Source organism: Litoreibacter arenae DSM 19593, assembly GCF_000442275.2.
GTDB lineage: Bacteria > Pseudomonadota > Alphaproteobacteria > Rhodobacterales > Rhodobacteraceae > Litoreibacter > Litoreibacter arenae.
Genome location: NZ_KE557311.1, coordinates 24,095 through 39,400, shown reverse-complemented (window position 1 = coordinate 39,400; position 15,306 = coordinate 24,095). Strand labels below are relative to the sequence as shown.

General features: G+C 58.6%; 12 protein-coding genes and 1 pseudogene. 7 read left to right on the top strand and 6 right to left on the bottom strand.

What is annotated here, in order from left to right:
- Nucleotides 1–2 precede the first annotated feature (2 nt).
- Genes THALAR_RS09675 through THALAR_RS09660 form a run of 4 tightly spaced genes read right to left on the bottom strand, consistent with a single transcriptional unit; the run spans nucleotide 3 to nucleotide 3,856 of the window.
- Nucleotides 3–1,034: a TRAP transporter substrate-binding protein gene (locus THALAR_RS09675; RefSeq protein WP_021101357.1), complete on the bottom strand. Its 1,032-nt coding sequence runs from the start codon at nucleotides 1,032–1,034 to the stop codon at nucleotides 3–5.
- Between the two features lie 26 nt (nucleotides 1,035–1,060).
- Nucleotides 1,061–1,249: a DUF2783 domain-containing protein gene (locus tag THALAR_RS09670; RefSeq protein WP_021101356.1), complete on the bottom strand. Its 189-nt coding sequence runs from the start codon at nucleotides 1,247–1,249 to the stop codon at nucleotides 1,061–1,063.
- A 1-nt stretch (nucleotide 1,250) separates the two neighbouring features.
- Complete coding sequence (locus THALAR_RS09665; RefSeq protein WP_021101355.1) at nucleotides 1,251–2,879, bottom strand: FAD-dependent oxidoreductase; 1,629 nt, start codon at nucleotides 2,877–2,879, stop codon at nucleotides 1,251–1,253.
- 26 nt (nucleotides 2,880–2,905) lie between these two features.
- On the bottom strand, nucleotides 2,906–3,856 hold the full coding sequence (locus THALAR_RS09660; RefSeq protein WP_021101354.1) for an MBL fold metallo-hydrolase: 951 nt from the start codon (nucleotides 3,854–3,856) through the stop codon (nucleotides 2,906–2,908).
- Nucleotides 3,857–4,030: 174 nt separating this feature from the next.
- Between THALAR_RS09660 and THALAR_RS09655 the strand changes: the two genes are divergently transcribed.
- The 3 genes and pseudogenes from THALAR_RS09655 to THALAR_RS18410 all read left to right on the top strand — a co-directional run bounded on the left by THALAR_RS09655 (nucleotide 4,031) and on the right by THALAR_RS18410 (nucleotide 6,654).
- Nucleotides 4,031–4,531: a MarR family winged helix-turn-helix transcriptional regulator gene (locus tag THALAR_RS09655; RefSeq protein WP_021101353.1), complete on the top strand. Its 501-nt coding sequence runs from the start codon at nucleotides 4,031–4,033 to the stop codon at nucleotides 4,529–4,531.
- A 66-nt stretch (nucleotides 4,532–4,597) separates the two neighbouring features.
- Nucleotides 4,598–4,705, top strand: a pseudogene (locus tag THALAR_RS18415) (3-hydroxybutyrate dehydrogenase); the annotation flags it as partial.
- A 17-nt stretch (nucleotides 4,706–4,722) separates the two neighbouring features.
- Nucleotides 4,723–6,654 (top strand): acetyl-CoA--acetoacetyl-CoA transferase subunit alpha, encoded by a 1,932-nt coding sequence (locus tag THALAR_RS18410; RefSeq protein WP_021101351.1) that lies wholly within the window; start codon nucleotides 4,723–4,725, stop codon nucleotides 6,652–6,654.
- A gap of 33 nt (nucleotides 6,655–6,687) precedes the next feature.
- On the opposite strand, the gene THALAR_RS09645 is transcribed toward THALAR_RS18410, so the two are convergent.
- A complete protein-coding gene (locus THALAR_RS09645; RefSeq protein ID WP_021101350.1) occupies nucleotides 6,688–7,491 on the bottom strand; it encodes an IclR family transcriptional regulator in 804 nt (267 codons plus the stop codon).
- 129 nt (nucleotides 7,492–7,620) lie between these two features.
- On the opposite strand from THALAR_RS09645, the gene THALAR_RS09640 reads away from it, so the two are divergent.
- The 4 genes from THALAR_RS09640 to THALAR_RS09625 all read left to right on the top strand — a co-directional run bounded on the left by THALAR_RS09640 (nucleotide 7,621) and on the right by THALAR_RS09625 (nucleotide 14,071).
- Entirely contained in the window at nucleotides 7,621–9,480 is a 1,860-nt protein-coding gene (locus THALAR_RS09640; RefSeq protein ID WP_040818297.1) for a TRAP transporter permease, read from the top strand.
- A gap of 20 nt (nucleotides 9,481–9,500) precedes the next feature.
- Nucleotides 9,501–10,532 carry a TAXI family TRAP transporter solute-binding subunit gene (locus THALAR_RS09635; protein ID WP_040818296.1) on the top strand — a complete coding sequence of 344 codons (1,032 nt, stop codon included), beginning with the start codon at nucleotides 9,501–9,503 and terminating at the stop codon, nucleotides 10,530–10,532.
- An 87-nt stretch (nucleotides 10,533–10,619) separates the two neighbouring features.
- Nucleotides 10,620–12,224, top strand: a complete 1,605-nt coding sequence (locus tag THALAR_RS09630) for an alkaline phosphatase family protein (RefSeq protein ID WP_245622409.1) — start codon at nucleotides 10,620–10,622, stop codon at nucleotides 12,222–12,224.
- A 59-nt stretch (nucleotides 12,225–12,283) separates the two neighbouring features.
- Nucleotides 12,284–14,071, top strand: a complete 1,788-nt coding sequence (locus THALAR_RS09625; protein WP_021101346.1) for a SulP family inorganic anion transporter — start codon at nucleotides 12,284–12,286, stop codon at nucleotides 14,069–14,071.
- A gap of 268 nt (nucleotides 14,072–14,339) precedes the next feature.
- Here THALAR_RS09625 and THALAR_RS09620 read toward each other — a convergent pair whose 3' ends face one another.
- Nucleotides 14,340–15,305: a pirin family protein gene (locus THALAR_RS09620; RefSeq protein WP_021101345.1), complete on the bottom strand. Its 966-nt coding sequence runs from the start codon at nucleotides 15,303–15,305 to the stop codon at nucleotides 14,340–14,342.
- Between the last annotated feature and the right edge of the window lies 1 nt (nucleotide 15,306).

Sequence of the window (15,306 nt, the reverse complement as noted above, 5' to 3'; positions counted from 1 at the left end):
GCTTAGTAGTCCACGCCGGATTGCTTGCGCAATTCTTCGAGAGCCGCGACGCCGTCATATCCGTCACCGCTGATCGCTTCGGCCCATGCCGCTTCATGCTTGGCAGCCAGCGTCTTGATGTCGGCCAAGACGCCATCGGGCGCGTCATAGATTTCGATGCCTGCTGCATCGATCGCTTCCAGTGCTTTCGTATCGGCATCATTCCACGCGGTGCCCACAAGTTCGGCAAACGCTTCGCCGGAGATGGCGTCAATCGCGGCGCGGTCCTCTTCGGAAATCTCGTTCCACTTGCCTTCGTTCATCACCATGAACCATGTGGTGTTATAGATCCCGCCGGGAACCCGCATGGAGTATTTGATGTCGTCGGTCAGTTTGAACGCGGTCAACGCCTCGTAGGTAAAGGTGACGCCGTCAATCACGCCGCGCGACAGCTTCTCGTAGACCTCGGTAGAGGACATGAACAGCGTCGTGGCACCCAGATCGGTCAGCAGTTCCGACACATAGCCGCCGGGCACACGAACTTTCAGTCCGGCAAAGTCTTCGGTTTTTTCGATCTTGCGCGCGTTATTGTGAAAAATGCCCGGCCCATGCACGAACAGGCCCAACAGCTTGACGCCTTCGTGCTCTTTCTGGGCTTCAAGTGGTCCCGAGTAGACGTTCCAGAACGCCTTGGAGCCCGACACCGCATCATCCCCGATGAACGAAAACTGGCCGATGCGGGAGCGGCTGAACCGGTCGTCGGTAGTGAAAGAGTGCAGGCCATAGGTTATGTCTGCAATCCCGTCGGCGGCCATATCGTAATGGGCGGGCGGTGGCCCCATTGGCTTGGCCAGAACCCGCACGGTGACGCGGCCTTCGGTGACTTCCTCGACCTGTTTGGCCCAAGGCTTGATCGCGCCGACGACAATTGGATGCCGCGGAGGCAGCCAGCTCGAAAGGGCCAGTTGGGTTTCGGCAGAGGCGAGTGTTGCAAAGCTGGTGGCCGTGAAAGCTGCCCCGGCAAGCAGCGCGAGCATTTTGGTCTTGATTTTCATTGGTGTAGTTCTCCCTTGAAGTGTTTTTATTCTGCGGCTTTTGCGAGGGCTTCGTTGAGCACCTCGCGGTCGCCGATATGATTGGCCAGTATCAATATGAGCCGCGCATTGAAGGCATCACTTTGGGCTTTGGACATCCCGTCATGCGCGTTCAGTAGCGCCTCATAAAAATCATCTGGCCGGTCGATATTCGCTTTGAGGTTCAGAGTGCCCATATCAGTTGTCCTTTCCGATCGCGCGGCGCAGGGCCTGCCGGACTGATGTCTCGTCGAAGCTGGGCCAGCGCGCGGCGACATGCTGATCGGGACGGATCAGATAAACGGCAGAGCCCGCGTCACCCAGATAGCGTGTCGCCAGTTGACCGGACGCATCGTCTTTGGCGGATACCGCAACGCGGCGGATGGTGATGCCGTCTTCTTCCAGAGTGTCAGGCGCGTCTGCGTCAATCGTCAACAGGGTGAAATCATTGCCCAAATGGCGCAACAGGAACCCGTCACCCAGCGGGGCATCGGGGCAGGGGGATCCGGGGCGTGTGCGGGCGGGTCCATCCAGTGCATCGGGCGAATTCAGCGCCGAGCCATCGTAGGTGCAAGGCACGCTCAGTCGGCCGGAGTTGACCAGGGGCCGGGCGAATTCATGATGTTCGCTGAGGGTCAGAACAGCGTCACGGAAGATGTGGCTGATCTCGGATTTCGGCGTGATGAAATCGGTGGAGCGCGTGGAGTTCAGGATGTTCTCGTCCGCGCCGTAGACCCGCTCTGTGTCATAGCTGTCCAGCAGCGTTTCAGGTGCCTTGCCCTTGATGACCAATCCCAGTTTCCAACCCAGATTGTCGGCATCCTGCATGCCCGAATTTGCGCCGCGTGCCCCGAAAGGTGACACCTGATGCGCCGCGTCTCCGGCGAACAGGACGGGGCCGGACCGGAAATGCTCCATCCGCTTGCACTGGAAGGTGTAGATCGACGACCAGACCATTTCATATTCGACATCCGGCCCCAGCATCGCATCCAGACGCGCGCGGATGTTTTCTTCTTTCATCTCCTCGGCACGATCGACGTCCCAGCCGATCTGGAAATCAATGCGCCAGACGTCATCGGGCTGCTTGTGCAGCAAGGTAGAGGCGCCCGACTTGAAGGGCGGGTCGAACCAGAACCAACGCTCGGTCGGGAACTTGGTGTTGCCCTTCATCTTGATGTCGGCAATCAGGAAGCTGTCCTGAAACACCCGTCCGGTGAAATCCAGACCCATCATGCGGCGTAGCGGAGAGGCGGCACCGTCGCAGCCGATCAGCCAGTCGGCCTCAAGCGTGTAGGGGCCGTCGGGCGTCATGACAGTCAGGACGACGTGATCGTCCTTGACCTGCACCGTATCAACCCGGTTCTTGCCGCGGATCTGGATCGGCGCGCCCTCGGCCTGCAAGGCGCGGGCCCGTTCGATCATGAACTGCTCGAAATAGGGCTGCTGCATGTTGATGAAGGCGGGGAACTTGTGGCCTTCTTCCGGCAGCAGGTTGAACTCGAACACCTGTCGGTCCTGATGAAACACCTTGCCGACATTCCACACGACGCCCTTTTCCAGCATCGCGTCCCCGCATCCATAGCGGTCGGCAATTTCGAGGCTGCGCTTGGCAAAACAAATCGCACGGCTGCCCATGCCGACGCCTTCGTGGTCGTCCAGAACCAGCACGGGAATGCCCTGCCGCCCCAGATCAAGGGCTGTGGCGATGCCCACCGGACCGCCCCCCATAATCACGACGGGGTGACGTACTGGGGCCTCCTGATCCTGATCGGACGAGCGCTCATAAGGGTAGGCCTTGAAGGCCAGAGTATACCTGTCGTCGAACATAATTGTGCATCCTCCCTTGGGGCGTTTTAGCCCTGCAATGCATCCCACATCTCCAGATCGCGCTGCGCCGTCCAGATGCGTGGCGTGTCGATGCCGCGCGCTTCGTCATAGGCGCGGGCCACGTTGAAGGGCAGGCAATGCTCGTAGATCGCATAGTCCTTGAATTTCGGATCGCAGACTTCGCGCACCGCGTCCCATGCGTCTTTCAGGCTGCCGCCTTTGGCGGCGACACGCGCGGCCGGAAAATAGGTGCTTTCGACGAAATCCCGTGTGTTTTCCAGCGCCGCGTTGACCATGTCTTTGCCGACCAGCGCGTCACCGCGCCCCGGCGCAATCGCGTCCACATCGAAGGATGCGATGTTGTCGAGCGTATGGCCCCAGTCGCCGAAATGGCCATCGCCGCAATAGCAGGCGGAATGGTATTCCACGATATCGCCGGTAAACATGACGTTCTCGTCGGGGACGTGAATGACAATGTCACCTGCGGTATGTGCGCGGCCCAGATGCATCAGATCGACGCGGCGGTTGCCCAGATAGACGGTCATGCTGTCGCTGAATGTGGTGGTCGGCCATGTCAGGCCGGGGATGCTTTCGTGGCCTTCGAACAGGCGCGGGAAGCGTTGAAACTCGCTGTCCCAGTCTTCCTGACCACGCTCCACGACCATGGCGCGGGCGGTGTCGCCCATGATGATCTGGTCCGCATCGAAAGCCGACGCGCCCAGCACACGCACGGCGTGGTAGTGGGTCAAAACCACGTGGCTGATCGGCTTGTCGGTGATCTCGCGCACCTTTTCGATCACCTTGTTTGCAAGCCGTGGGGTGGCCTGCGCTTCTACGATCATCACGGAATCGTCGCCAATGATTACACCGCTGTTGGGATCACCTTCGGCGGTAAAGGCCCAAAGTCCTTCGCCGACCTCTGTAAAGCTGATGTTCTTCTCACCCATGTCTCCTTGAGATGCGAATGCTTTGGCCATGGATGATTCTCCTGCTTTGGATCGACCCGGACCATATGTTGCGGGCCAATTGCTGTGTGCTGTCGCCTGCCGTAAGGTAAGCGAAATCGTTTCATTGGGAACGTTTCTCCTTGCACGAAGCGATAATGTCAATATCATTTCTTGTGAAACGAAAAATTCGGAGCTTGTGCCGCCATGAAATCCGACGATTTCAACTTATCATATTTTCTGCCTTATCAGCTTGCCATTCTGTCGTCCCGTATCAGTAAGCTGCTTTCGAAAGTTTACGGTGACCGCTACGGTCTTTCGATCCCCGAATGGAGGGTGCTTGTGCATGTGGCGCGACGCGAAAAGATGTCGGTACGCGAAATCCACAAATGCGTGAATTTTGAAAAGCCTACGGTCAGTCGGGCCGTGTCCAAGCTGGAGGACACCGGACTGGTCGCCAAAACAGCAAGCGTGCAAGATCAGCGCTTGGTTGAAATCGAATTGACCGAGGCGGGGTTTGACGTGCTGAAGGGCATCACCCGAGAGGCCCGCTCGTTTGAGGAAAACATCTTGGGCGGGTTTTCAGAGGTCGACAGGCACCAGCTATACGTCTTGATGGAGCGTCTGCACGATGAATTGGACAAGCACCCTGAAGCTGCGAATCGTCCGCCCATGGATATCGAGGCCCGTGATGATCTGCTTGGGTGAAGCGACATCAACACGACCCCGCGCGCAGCAGCACGTGGAATGTTCACAACTTGAGGAAACGGATTCATGACTGACCCGACTGGTAAAACGGCAGTGATCACCGGTTCGACCTCTGGCATTGGGCTGGGGCAGTCGCGCGGGTTTGCGCAAGCAGGCGCAAACGTAGTCCTGAACATCAGCGGGACCGCAGCATGAGGGCTGGCAAGGTCGTTTCCGCCGCCGAAGCTGCCGCCTTGGTCAAGGATGGCGATACGGTTACGACGTCCGGTTTTGTCGGGATCGGTGTGCCGGATGAGCTGTTGGCCGCCATTGAGACCCGATTTCTGGAAACGGATCATCCGCGCGACCTGTCACTGGTGTTTGCCGCAGGGCAAGGCGACGGCAAAGATCGAGGCTTGAACCGGCTGGGGCATGAGGGGTTGCTGAAGCGCGTGGTTGGCGGCCATTGGGGTCTGATCCCTAAAGTCGCGAAGCTGGCCACCGAGGGTAAGATCGAGGGCTGGAACCTGCCCCAAGGTGTGATCAGCCAACTGTACCGCGATATCGCAGCGGGCAAGCCGGGGATGCTGTCGAAGGTGGGTCTGGAGACCTTTGTTGACCCGCGACAGGGCGGGGGGGCGGTCAACTCCATCTCTACGGACCCTCAGGTCGAGCTGATGGAGATCGGCGGCGAAGAAATCCTGTTCTATCCCTCGCATAACCTGACCGTGGCGCTGCTGCGCGGCACCACCGCAGACGAGACGGGCAATGTCACGATGGAGCGGGAGGCCCTGACCATCGACAACCTTGCGCAGGCCATGGCCGTCCATAATGCGGGCGGCGTGGTCATCGTTCAGGTCGAACGCGTGGCGCGGGCGGGGTCCTTGCCCGCGCGGGACGTCCATATTCCGGGTATCCTTGTGGATGCCATCGTCGTCTCGAAACCTGAAAACCACCTGCAAACCTACAGCACGGCCTTTAGCCAAGCCTTCACCAACCGCATCCGCCCGCCGTCGGGCGAAATCCCTGCCTTGCCGCTGGATGCCCGCAAGGTGATCGCCCGTCGCTGTGCGTTCGAGTTGCCGGTCAACGGCGTGGTCAATCTGGGCATCGGGATGCCCGAAGGGGTCGCCTCGGTCGCGGCTGAAGAAGGCCTGTTGGAGCACCTGACCCTGACGGCGGAGCCGGGTGTGATTGGCGGGCAACCTGCCTCTGGGCTGGATTTTGGCGCGGCGGTCAATACAGACGCGGTGATCCCGCAGAACAACCAGTTTGATTTCTATGATGGCGGTGGCCTTGATATGGCCTGCCTTGGCCTCGCGCAGGCGGATGCGGTGGGCAACGTGAACGTGTCGCGGTTCGGGACCCGGCTTGCGGGGGCGGGCGGATTTATCAACATCAGCCAGAACGCCCGCGCGGTGGTGTTCGCAGGCACCTTCACGGCGCAGGGTCTGGATGTGCATATTGGCGACGACGGGGTCGAGATCCGCCAAGAGGGGCGGGCGCGCAAGTTCCTTGACCATGTGGAGCAGATCTCGTTCTCGGGGGCGCGCGCCGCACGGCTGGGGCAACCGGTTCTTTATGTGACCGAGCGGTGCGTGTTCGAGCTCACAACGAACGGCTTGGAGTTGAAAGAAATCGCCCCCGGGATCGACCTTGATCGTGATATTCTGGGCCTCATGGATGTGCGCCCGATTGTGAATGAGGTCACCCTCATGGACGCCCGCATCTTCCGCAATGGAGAGATGGACTTGCGCATTGATCTTTTGCATCTTGATCTGCCGGACCGCATCGCGATTGACCCCAATCTGGGCCAGTTGTTCCTCAACTTCGAAAAGATGCGCATCCGCACGCTCGACGAGGTCAAACTTGTTGAACGTCTGGTGGCAGAAGCCTGTGTCGCATATGGCAAACCGGTCAATGTCGTCGTCAATTACGATGGTTTTCGCATTGACGAGGCGCTTGTCAGCGACTGGGCCAAGATGGTGGACGGCCTGACAGAACGCTTTTACCGAAACGTCTCGCGCTACTCCGGCTCGGCTTTCATGCGGATGAAATTGGGCGAGGTATTCCCCGACGCACGCACCCACATCTACGAGAGCAGGGAAAAGGCGAGGTCCTTCCCTGGGTCTAACGGGGCATAGTTGCTGAACAGCCCGTCGGTGCGCGGCTGTTCATTACGTTGGTGAGGTAAGGCCTTCGCCGCCCGCCGCCAGGTTGTCCCCGATTGTCTTGGCGGCAAGGCTGAGCCGTTCAAGATGCGCGTCAGCTACGGCTTCCACGCTAGACCGTTCGGCAAGCCACACCAGATTTATGGCACCGACGACCCGACTATCTGCCCGAATAGCAACGCCGATCGCGCGGGGAATCCCGCCATAGTCGACCGCACGCCCCCAATACCCCGCCTCCCGTGCGGCATAGCCATTTATTCGCATATCCCTAAGTTTCTGCGGGAAGCTCAATGCCGCCTCCCGATCCTTCCCGCTGGTATGCCGGGATAAATCGGCTGAAAATCTGGCGATGTCTTTCGCCTCCAGCGCACCGAGAAAGGCGCTTCCCAAGGCGGATCGAAACGGGGAGGGGCGATACCCGATACAGTCGGGAAAAATACCGTGTTGGGAGAATTGCCGCGTTGTGTCGACGATTTCCACGCGCCCGTTGCCGATTGAGGCTGCCAGATCCACTCCAAGGCCGGTGCGTTCCGACAGGTCCACGATCTCTAGCTTGGCGGCTTCAATCAGGGCACCGACCGAATCTGGCTCGCCGCCTAGGCGCGGGAAGCCGGGGCCGATCCGGTATCTGCCATCGCTACGGCTCTGGGACAGCCATCTTTGGCTGACCAGCGTTGCACAAATCCGCGAGATGGTGGCTTTGGGCAGGCCTGTGCGCTCTGCCAAAAAGGCTAATGAACCCAGACCATTACCCGAAATGGCCTCCAAAATTTTTATGCTGCGCTCGACTGAGCGATTTAACTTGGCCATCTTTGTTCCACCTGGTGAAATAAAAAATCGACCAGAAACCGATCAATGTCTAGCATAAAAAAAAAGATGCGATGTGGCGGAATGTACCGATTCTAGAGCCACTAAAAAGCGTTGAAATGGGAGAACACCATGCCGAATAGGCTTTCCTCATCCGTTAGCGGGTTGATCCTAGCGTTGGCTAGTTTGATCATCGTCGTGGTTTTTTACGTCTCTGTTTTTGGTGTGTTCAGTGAATCCTACCTTCGTGTCGGGATGCTGTTGGTCAGTGGTTTGCTGATCCTGCTGACGCAAATAGAACGAGACGAAGGCCTGATAGGACGGCTTCTTGCTTTGGTCACCGCGGCCTGCCTGAGCGTCGCGGTTTACCAGTATTTCCGGGCGGCGTCCGAGATCGAGACAGGGCTCTATTTCCTGACTTCCGCGGATATCTGGCTGGGTCTGCTCGGGTTGATCGCGGTGATCGAGTTGACGCGCCGGTCGGTCGGGATGGTCATGGCAGTGGTCGCGGCCGTCGTTCTGATTTATGGCGCATTCGGGCATCTTGCGCCCGGGTTTATGCGTCATGCCGGAATGACCTCGGAAGAATTGGTTCAAGTCCTGTGGTTTTCCTTCGATGGTGTGTTCGGTCGACCCATGGCAACGGTTGTGTCGACCATTCTCATCTTCATCATCTTCGGCGCTGTTCTGGAGCTTCTGACAATTGACCTGGTGCTGGTCAAACTCGCGCTGGCTGCCACCGGTCGCGTGCGGTCCGGCCCTGCCGCCGCGGCCACGGTCGCAAGCGGATTGTTCGGCACGATCTCAGGAAGCGCGGTTGCCAACGTGGTCGGAACGGGTGTTATCACGATCCCGCTGATCAAGAAGCGGGGGTTCAAGTCGCATTTCGCAGGAGCGGTAGAAGCCGCCGCGTCTAGCGGGGGACAGATCACGCCGCCGATCATGGGGGCGGTGGCCTTCATCATGGCAGACGTCACGGGCCAGCCCTATCTGACGATCTGCGCTGCCGCGACAATTCCCGCAATTCTTTATTATGCCGGGTTGTTCATGTCGATTTCCAGCGCCGCACGGGACATGGACCTTGACACATCCGAGCAGCCAAAGCTGAGTTTCGCGTGGCGCGAGGTCGCGCAGATTATCGTGTTCATGCTTTCGTTGACGGCAATCGTCGTCGCAATGGTTGGGGGGTCCTCACCTGCTTATTCCGGCTTCATCGGCGTCGCCTTTGCCGCGGTTCTAGGCTTTGCGTTGAGGCCAGATTTGTTGAGCAGCATACCCTCGTGGTTAAAATTCGTCCGCTCAGCCGGAATGATTTCGGCTCAACTGGTGGTGATTGTTGGCTCTGTGGGCATCATCATCGGCATCCTGAACCTGACCGGCGTTGGATTGCGGTTCGCGTCGCTTGTTGCCAGCTATGCCGAGGGGCAGTTGGTGGTGTCGTTGCTGCTTATGGCCCTTGCCTGCCTGTTGTTGGGCATGGGTATGCCGACGGTGCCAGCCTATCTTATCATCGTTCTCGTGATGGGACCGGCGTTGCAGAAACTGGGCGTGCCGATCATTCACACCCATATGTTCGTTCTGTATTTCGGCGTTCTGTCAGCGGTCACGCCGCCGGTCGCGCTCGCGGCTTTTGCGGCGGCGCCTATCGCGGGGGCTGGCGCGATGCGAACCGCGGTCGAGGCCTCCCGTCTGGCCTTGCCGGGTTTTGTGATCCCGTTCGCGTTCATCTACCAACCCGCAATGCTTTTGGGCACGGGCTATGACCTGTTGGATTCGGCGCAGTCCATCGTGTTTGTAACCCTTGCAGTGCTGCTGATCTCGCGGGCCTGCTACCCCGCTAAAGGAAAAGCGCGCTATGCCCCGATTGGGCTTGCCCTTGCGATGGCCCTTTTGTTCTTCGGACCGTGGGTTTCGTGGATCGCTGTCGCCGGCACCATCGCGCTTTTCTCAATGGTCAGGTTTGGAAATTTCCTGATCCCAGAAAATTCATGATCCAGAGGAGGATTTTTTTCATGACTGACACGAACCTAACACGCCGTGGGCTTCTCGCGACCACGGTCGGGGCTGCTGCCCTTACCGCGCTGCCGAGAATGGCATTCGCCAAAGAGCTGCTGCGTATGTCGACGCTTGGCCCGGGCACCAGCCCGAATCTTGTAATGACGACCTTCGCAAATATCATCAACCGGACGTTGCCGGACTACGAGATCCAGCTGAACGCGACGGGTGCTGCAACGCGCCACGTTCTTGAGGTGGCGATGGGGAAAAGCGATTTCTGCATGTCGTCACCTGCCATTCACGCGTTGATGCGCGATCAGGCGGCCATGTACGAAAAGATCAAGCAGGCACCAGAGCTGGTTACGAAACTTCGGACCGTGCTGAACTTCCCGATGGGCGTCTACCACATCGCAGTCTACGGATCGTCCGGCATCACATCAATGGATGAGATCAAGGGCAAACGCGTCTTCCTCGGCCCCCCCGGCGGCGCGGCTTATGCGACGATGCAGCGGCTGTTCAAAGCTGTGGCCGGTCTTGAGGAGGGCACCGACTACGAAGCTGTCGGTCTGGGTTGGGACGCCGCAGCGGCGGCTTTCCAGGACGGCAATCTGGACGTTTATTGCAATCCCACGAACGCCCCAAGCCCGGCACTGACGCAAATTGCGGTGACGAACCAGATCCGTTTCTTGGGAATTCCGGCAGACAAGCTTGAAACAGAAGCTGTGCAAAAACTGGTGGGACGTCCGGGCTTCAGTGCTGCCACCTTGCCCGCGGGCGTTTACGGCGACAATCAGCTCAACGAGAGCGACGTTACCACATTGGGCGTTACCGTCGGCATCGTGTGCAACGAGGCTGCCGACGAAGACATGATCTACCAGATGACAAAGGCGTTCTATGCGGGCGTTGAAGAGGCTGGCGAAAGCTCGCCTTGGTTGCGGGCGATCTCTCCTGAAACGGCGGTCAAGGATATCGACATGCCGCTGCACCCGGGTTCCCTGCGCGCCCTGACCGAGCTTGGTGTCGACATACCCGACGTTGCCAAAGGCTAAAGGGTTTGGTCGGGGCTCATCAGGCCCCGACCGCCGGTCACGAACATAATATCAGGGACCACGATGTCGAAGAATGTGCTTTTCATAATGTGCGATCAACTCCGTTGGGACTATCTGTCCTGCGCGGGTCATCCTGATTTGCACACCCCCAACATAGATGCACTTGCAAAACGCGGCGTTCGTTTTGACCGCGCATATGTTCAGTCAACGATCTGCGGCCCGTCGCGGATGTCGTTTTATACCGGGCGCTATGTCAGTTCGCACGGCTCGACCTGGAACAATGTTCCCCTGAAAGTTGGCGAAATGACGCTGGGCGATCACTTGCGCCCGCTGGGGGTTCGCACGGCACTTTGCGGCAAAACCCATATGGCGGCTGACGTGGAGGGCATGAAACGCCTCGGGCTGGCGCCAGACAGCCAGATCGGCGCGCTGGTGTCGGAATGCGGCTTTGAGCCCTATGAGCGTGATGACGGGCTGCATCCGAATTCCAACTACGGCAAGCGCAACAAGAATTACGACGACTATATGAAGGAGCGCGGCTGGGAGGATGAAAACCCTTGGGACAGTGTGGCCAATAGCGGCGAGGACGACGACGGAAACATCCTCAGCGGGTGGTTTCTGGACAACTCCGACATCGCCGCGCGCGCACCGGACGAGGACAGCGAAACGCCCTATATCACGCGCCGGGCGATGGATTTTATCCGGGAATCCGGTGACAGCCCTTGGTGTCTTCATCTGAGTTATATCAAGCCGCACTGGCCCTACATTGTGCCCGCGCCCTACCACGATATGTACCCCCCTGAGACGCATCTGCCTGTCGTGCGCAGTGAAGCGGAGCGCGAAGATCCCCATCCGGTATTCGGCGCGTTCATGGAGGAACGTGTGTCGAAGGCCTTCACGAACGAAACGACCCGCACGAAAGTTATCGGCGCCTATATGGGTCTGATCAAGCAGATCGACGACCAGATGGGCGAGTTGATGAAATTCCTTGATGCCCAAGGTCTGACCGACAGCACAATGATCGTGTTCACCTCGGACCACGGCGACTATCTGGGGGATCACTGGCTGGGAGAAAAGGAGCTTTTCCATGACCCGTCGTCCCGTATTCCGCTGATCGTCGTCGACCCGAGCAAAGAGGCCGACCCCACGCGCGGAACAGTATCGACATCTCTGGTCGAGGCGATTGATGTGGTGCCGACAATTCTGGATTACTTCGACGGCGCCCAAGTCGGTCACATCATTGAGGGACGCTCACTTTTGCCGCTACTGCATGGCGAGCGCGAGACCATTAAGGATTTCGTCATCTCGGAATATGACTACTCATTCCGGCAGGCGCGTCGCCGTTTGGGTGTCGACGTTGCAGATGCAAAGCTGACAATGCTGTTTGATGGGCGCTGGAAATATATCTTTTCCGAAGGGTTCCGCCCGATGCTGTTCGACCTTGACGCCGACCCCGATGAACTCAACGATCTGGGGGGCAATCCCGACTACGCAAGCGAGTGTCGTCGGCTGGAAGACCTGCTGTTCCAATGGAGCCGCCGCACCAGCCAGCGCACGACAATGTCAGATGCCCAGATTGAAGCCCGCGGGGTTGATCTAAGTGAGGCGAAAGCCGGTGTGGTGATCGGATTCGCCACCGAGGAGGAGTTTCGGACAGCGCTTGCAGCGTCCGGGTCAGAGCAAAAAGAGTAACCCTGTCAGGGATACGCCGCCAGACACCTAAACCAACCGCGAGCGCTCAGGATTTTCGAATGCACCATCGACTGATCGCACTGCTGTCCTCGCTAAACCCGGTCCGCCCGTGGTTTCGACAGGTCACCACAGGCACCCTGAAGGCTGACGCAATCGCGGGCTTGACCAACGCGGCTATCGTTTTGCCGCAAGGGGTGGCGTTTGCCATCATCGCCGGGCTGCCACCGGAATTCGGGCTGTTTACCGCCGTGTTCGTGGCGTTGATCGCGGGGATCTGGGGCTCGTCCATGATAATGGTGTCCGGCCCCACCACTGCGATTTCGGCGGTCATTTTTGCCTCCATGTCGCAATTCGCAGCCCCCGGCAGCCAGACATACATTGCCATGGTGTTGACCCTGACATTCATGGTCGGGACGATCCAGATCATTGCCGGTATTTTCAAAATGGGCGGCCTGATCTCGTTCATTTCCCATTCCGTGCTGATCGGCTTTACGGCGGCCGCGGCCCTTTTGATTGCGGCCAGCCAGATCGGGGGCGCATTGGGGATTGAACGCGGGGACGGCGGTGGTGTTTTCGAGCGGTTGATCCATGTCGCGGAGAAATTCGGTCAGGTCAACATAACGGCGCTGATCATTTCAGGCGTCACGATCCTCTCTCTTGTGGCGCTGTCACAGGTCAGCAAGAAGGTTCCATCTTATATCATCGCTCTCGTGATTGGGTCCGGCGTGGCCTATCTTTTGGGTGCATCTGATAAAGGCGTGGCGATGTTTGCCCCGCTTCAGTCGATTGTCCCGACCATTGGCGCACCCAACCTGTCTTTCGGCCTGATCGCAGAGCTTCTGCCCGCCGCCGCAACAGTGGCCTTTGTCGGCCTGCTTGAGGCAATCTCTATCGGTCGATCTTTTGCGCTGCGCCGAGATGAACCCTACGACTCCAGCCAGGAGATGGTCGGGCAGGGCTTGTCCAATGCCGTTGGCTCCTTTTTCCAATGCTATGCAGGCTCCGGCTCGTTCACGCGCTCCGGCTTGAACGCGGATGCGGGCGCGCAGACGCCGATCTCGACAATCTTTGCGGCAGGGTTTCTGGTGATCCTGCTTTGGGTCTTGGCACCATACCTCGAGTTCGTTCCGGTCCCTGCCATGGCCGGGGTTATCCTGTTCGTATCCTACCGCCTGATCAATTTCGCAGAGATCCGCCACGTCCTGACATCCAACAAAAGCGAAACCGCGATCCTGGCGGCGACCTTTCTAACCGGCATCTTTACCGAGTTGGATTTGGCAATCGTTGTTGGTGTGATCACGTCGCTTTGCGTGTTTCTGTATGACAGCGCGCATCCGATCGTCGCGGTTGGGGCACCGACGGACGTGAATGGCAGGCGGGTGTTCAAAAATGCGGCAAGGTATAACCTGCCCGAATGCCCGCAAATCTCCGTCATACGGGTGGACGGCCCCTTGTTCTTCGCATCAGTCGAAAATGTGGAGCAACAGTTCCGCAGGGTCGAGGGTGGAAACCGGGTCCCCAAGACCAAGCTCATGGGGCTGAAGGGTCTGTGGAAAATCGACCTGTCCGGAGCAGGGCTTTTGCTGAAAGAAATCAGGCGGGCCCGAAAGGCGGGGGCTGATTTTCATATCTTCACAACGAATGCCCCCAGTTTAACCATCCTGAGGCGATTGCATGTCTTCGACGAGCTTGGAGCCAGTAATCTTCACAACAACAAAGCCGAGGCTATTGCGGCCGCCGTCGCAGCCGCTGACGATGACATTTGCAAAGATTGCAAGCTGAGAATTTTCCTTGAATGCGCCCTAAAGCCCGGCAGCGAATCACTGGCGCCAAACCAAGAGCCGTAAGCGCAGATATGAGGATTTTAACTTGCCGACTGATCTGCTCGTGTGAACGCCACAATCCATAATCTACCGGAATATTCAGAGCCTAGAAGCGAGGCCTGAAAGTCGTGAAATTTGCTAAGAGCGTAAATAGAAGATCAGCCGTGGAATGCGACGTATGCGGGCAGAAATATCGGTTTCATTAGGGGGATACGCCCCATCGCATATGGAGTTGAGAGTTCCGTCCCGGCCAAACGGCCGGGACTCTTGCATCAGATCAGACCAGACGTAGTTACGTCCATTCCTTGGGTTTCGTTCTATTCATAGCAGGGTCGATCTCGATGAATTCGGCATCATCGCCGGGGGGCAGTTTGAACGGCCCATTTGCCCAGTCGGCCGCGTTCCAGTCTTCTTTTGCCTGCTCGATCCGGTCCTTGGACGACGACACGAAGTTCCACCAGATATAGCGTTTTTCGTTCAGCGTCGCCCCGCCTAGCGCCATCAGACGTGCGCCCTGTGGCCCTGCCTTGAGGGTCATCTTGTCGCCGGGGCGGAAGACCATCATGCGGCCTGCCTCAAAGACGTCGCCAGCAACTTCGATGCTGCCTTCGGTCACGTAGACGCCGCGATCCTCGTGGTTGTCGGGCAGGGGGAAGGACGCGCCGGCCTCCAGCACGACATCCAGATAGAACGTCTCGGATTGCATGGTGACGGGGCTGGTCTCGCCATAAGCATTGCCGAGGATCAGCCGGGCCGTCATGCCAGTGTCTGTAATGACGGGCAGGGCGGCTTCCTTGTGGTGCTCGAACTCGGGCTCCATCTCTTCGCGGTCTTCGGGCAGGGCAATCCATGTCTGAATGCCGAACAGCTTGCTGCGCCCCGCGCGGGTCTCCTCGCTGGTCCGCTCCGAATGGGTGACGCCGCGACCGGCCGTCATCCAGTTCACCTCGCCGGGATAGATCATCTGATGTGTGCCAAGGCTGTCGCGGTGCTCGAACTCGCCGTCATACAAATAGGTGACGGTGCCGAGGCCAATATGGGGGTGTGGCCGCACGTCGATCCCGCCCTCGTTGATGAATTCGGCGGGGCCCATCTGGTCGAAGAAAATGAACGGCCCGACCATCTGCCGCTTGGGCGAAGGCAGGGCGCGGCGCACCTCGAACCCGCCCAGATCGCGGGCGCGGGGGATAATCAGCGTTTCAATGCTGTTGGTGTCCGATTCAGGGCATTCGGGGTTTTGGGTCGGGTTCCAGCTCAAT

Coding starts and splice junctions, on each gene's coding strand:
- THALAR_RS09645 (WP_021101350.1), bottom strand. CDS start 7,491: ATGGCCAAGTTAAATCGCTCAGTCGAGCGCAGCATAAAAATTTTGGAG.
- THALAR_RS09660 (WP_021101354.1), bottom strand. CDS start 3,856: ATGGCCAAAGCATTCGCATCTCAAGGAGACATGGGTGAGAAGAACATC.
- THALAR_RS09640 (WP_040818297.1), top strand. CDS start 7,621: ATGCCGAATAGGCTTTCCTCATCCGTTAGCGGGTTGATCCTAGCGTTG.
- THALAR_RS09655 (WP_021101353.1), top strand. CDS start 4,031: ATGAAATCCGACGATTTCAACTTATCATATTTTCTGCCTTATCAGCTT.
- THALAR_RS18410 (WP_021101351.1), top strand. CDS start 4,723: ATGAGGGCTGGCAAGGTCGTTTCCGCCGCCGAAGCTGCCGCCTTGGTC.
- THALAR_RS09635 (WP_040818296.1), top strand. CDS start 9,501: ATGACTGACACGAACCTAACACGCCGTGGGCTTCTCGCGACCACGGTC.
- THALAR_RS09630 (WP_245622409.1), top strand. CDS start 10,620: ATGTGCGATCAACTCCGTTGGGACTATCTGTCCTGCGCGGGTCATCCT.
- THALAR_RS09670 (WP_021101356.1), bottom strand. CDS start 1,249: ATGGGCACTCTGAACCTCAAAGCGAATATCGACCGGCCAGATGATTTT.
- THALAR_RS09665 (WP_021101355.1), bottom strand. CDS start 2,879: ATGTTCGACGACAGGTATACTCTGGCCTTCAAGGCCTACCCTTATGAG.
- THALAR_RS09625 (WP_021101346.1), top strand. CDS start 12,284: ATGCACCATCGACTGATCGCACTGCTGTCCTCGCTAAACCCGGTCCGC.
- THALAR_RS09675 (WP_021101357.1), bottom strand. CDS start 1,034: ATGAAAATCAAGACCAAAATGCTCGCGCTGCTTGCCGGGGCAGCTTTC.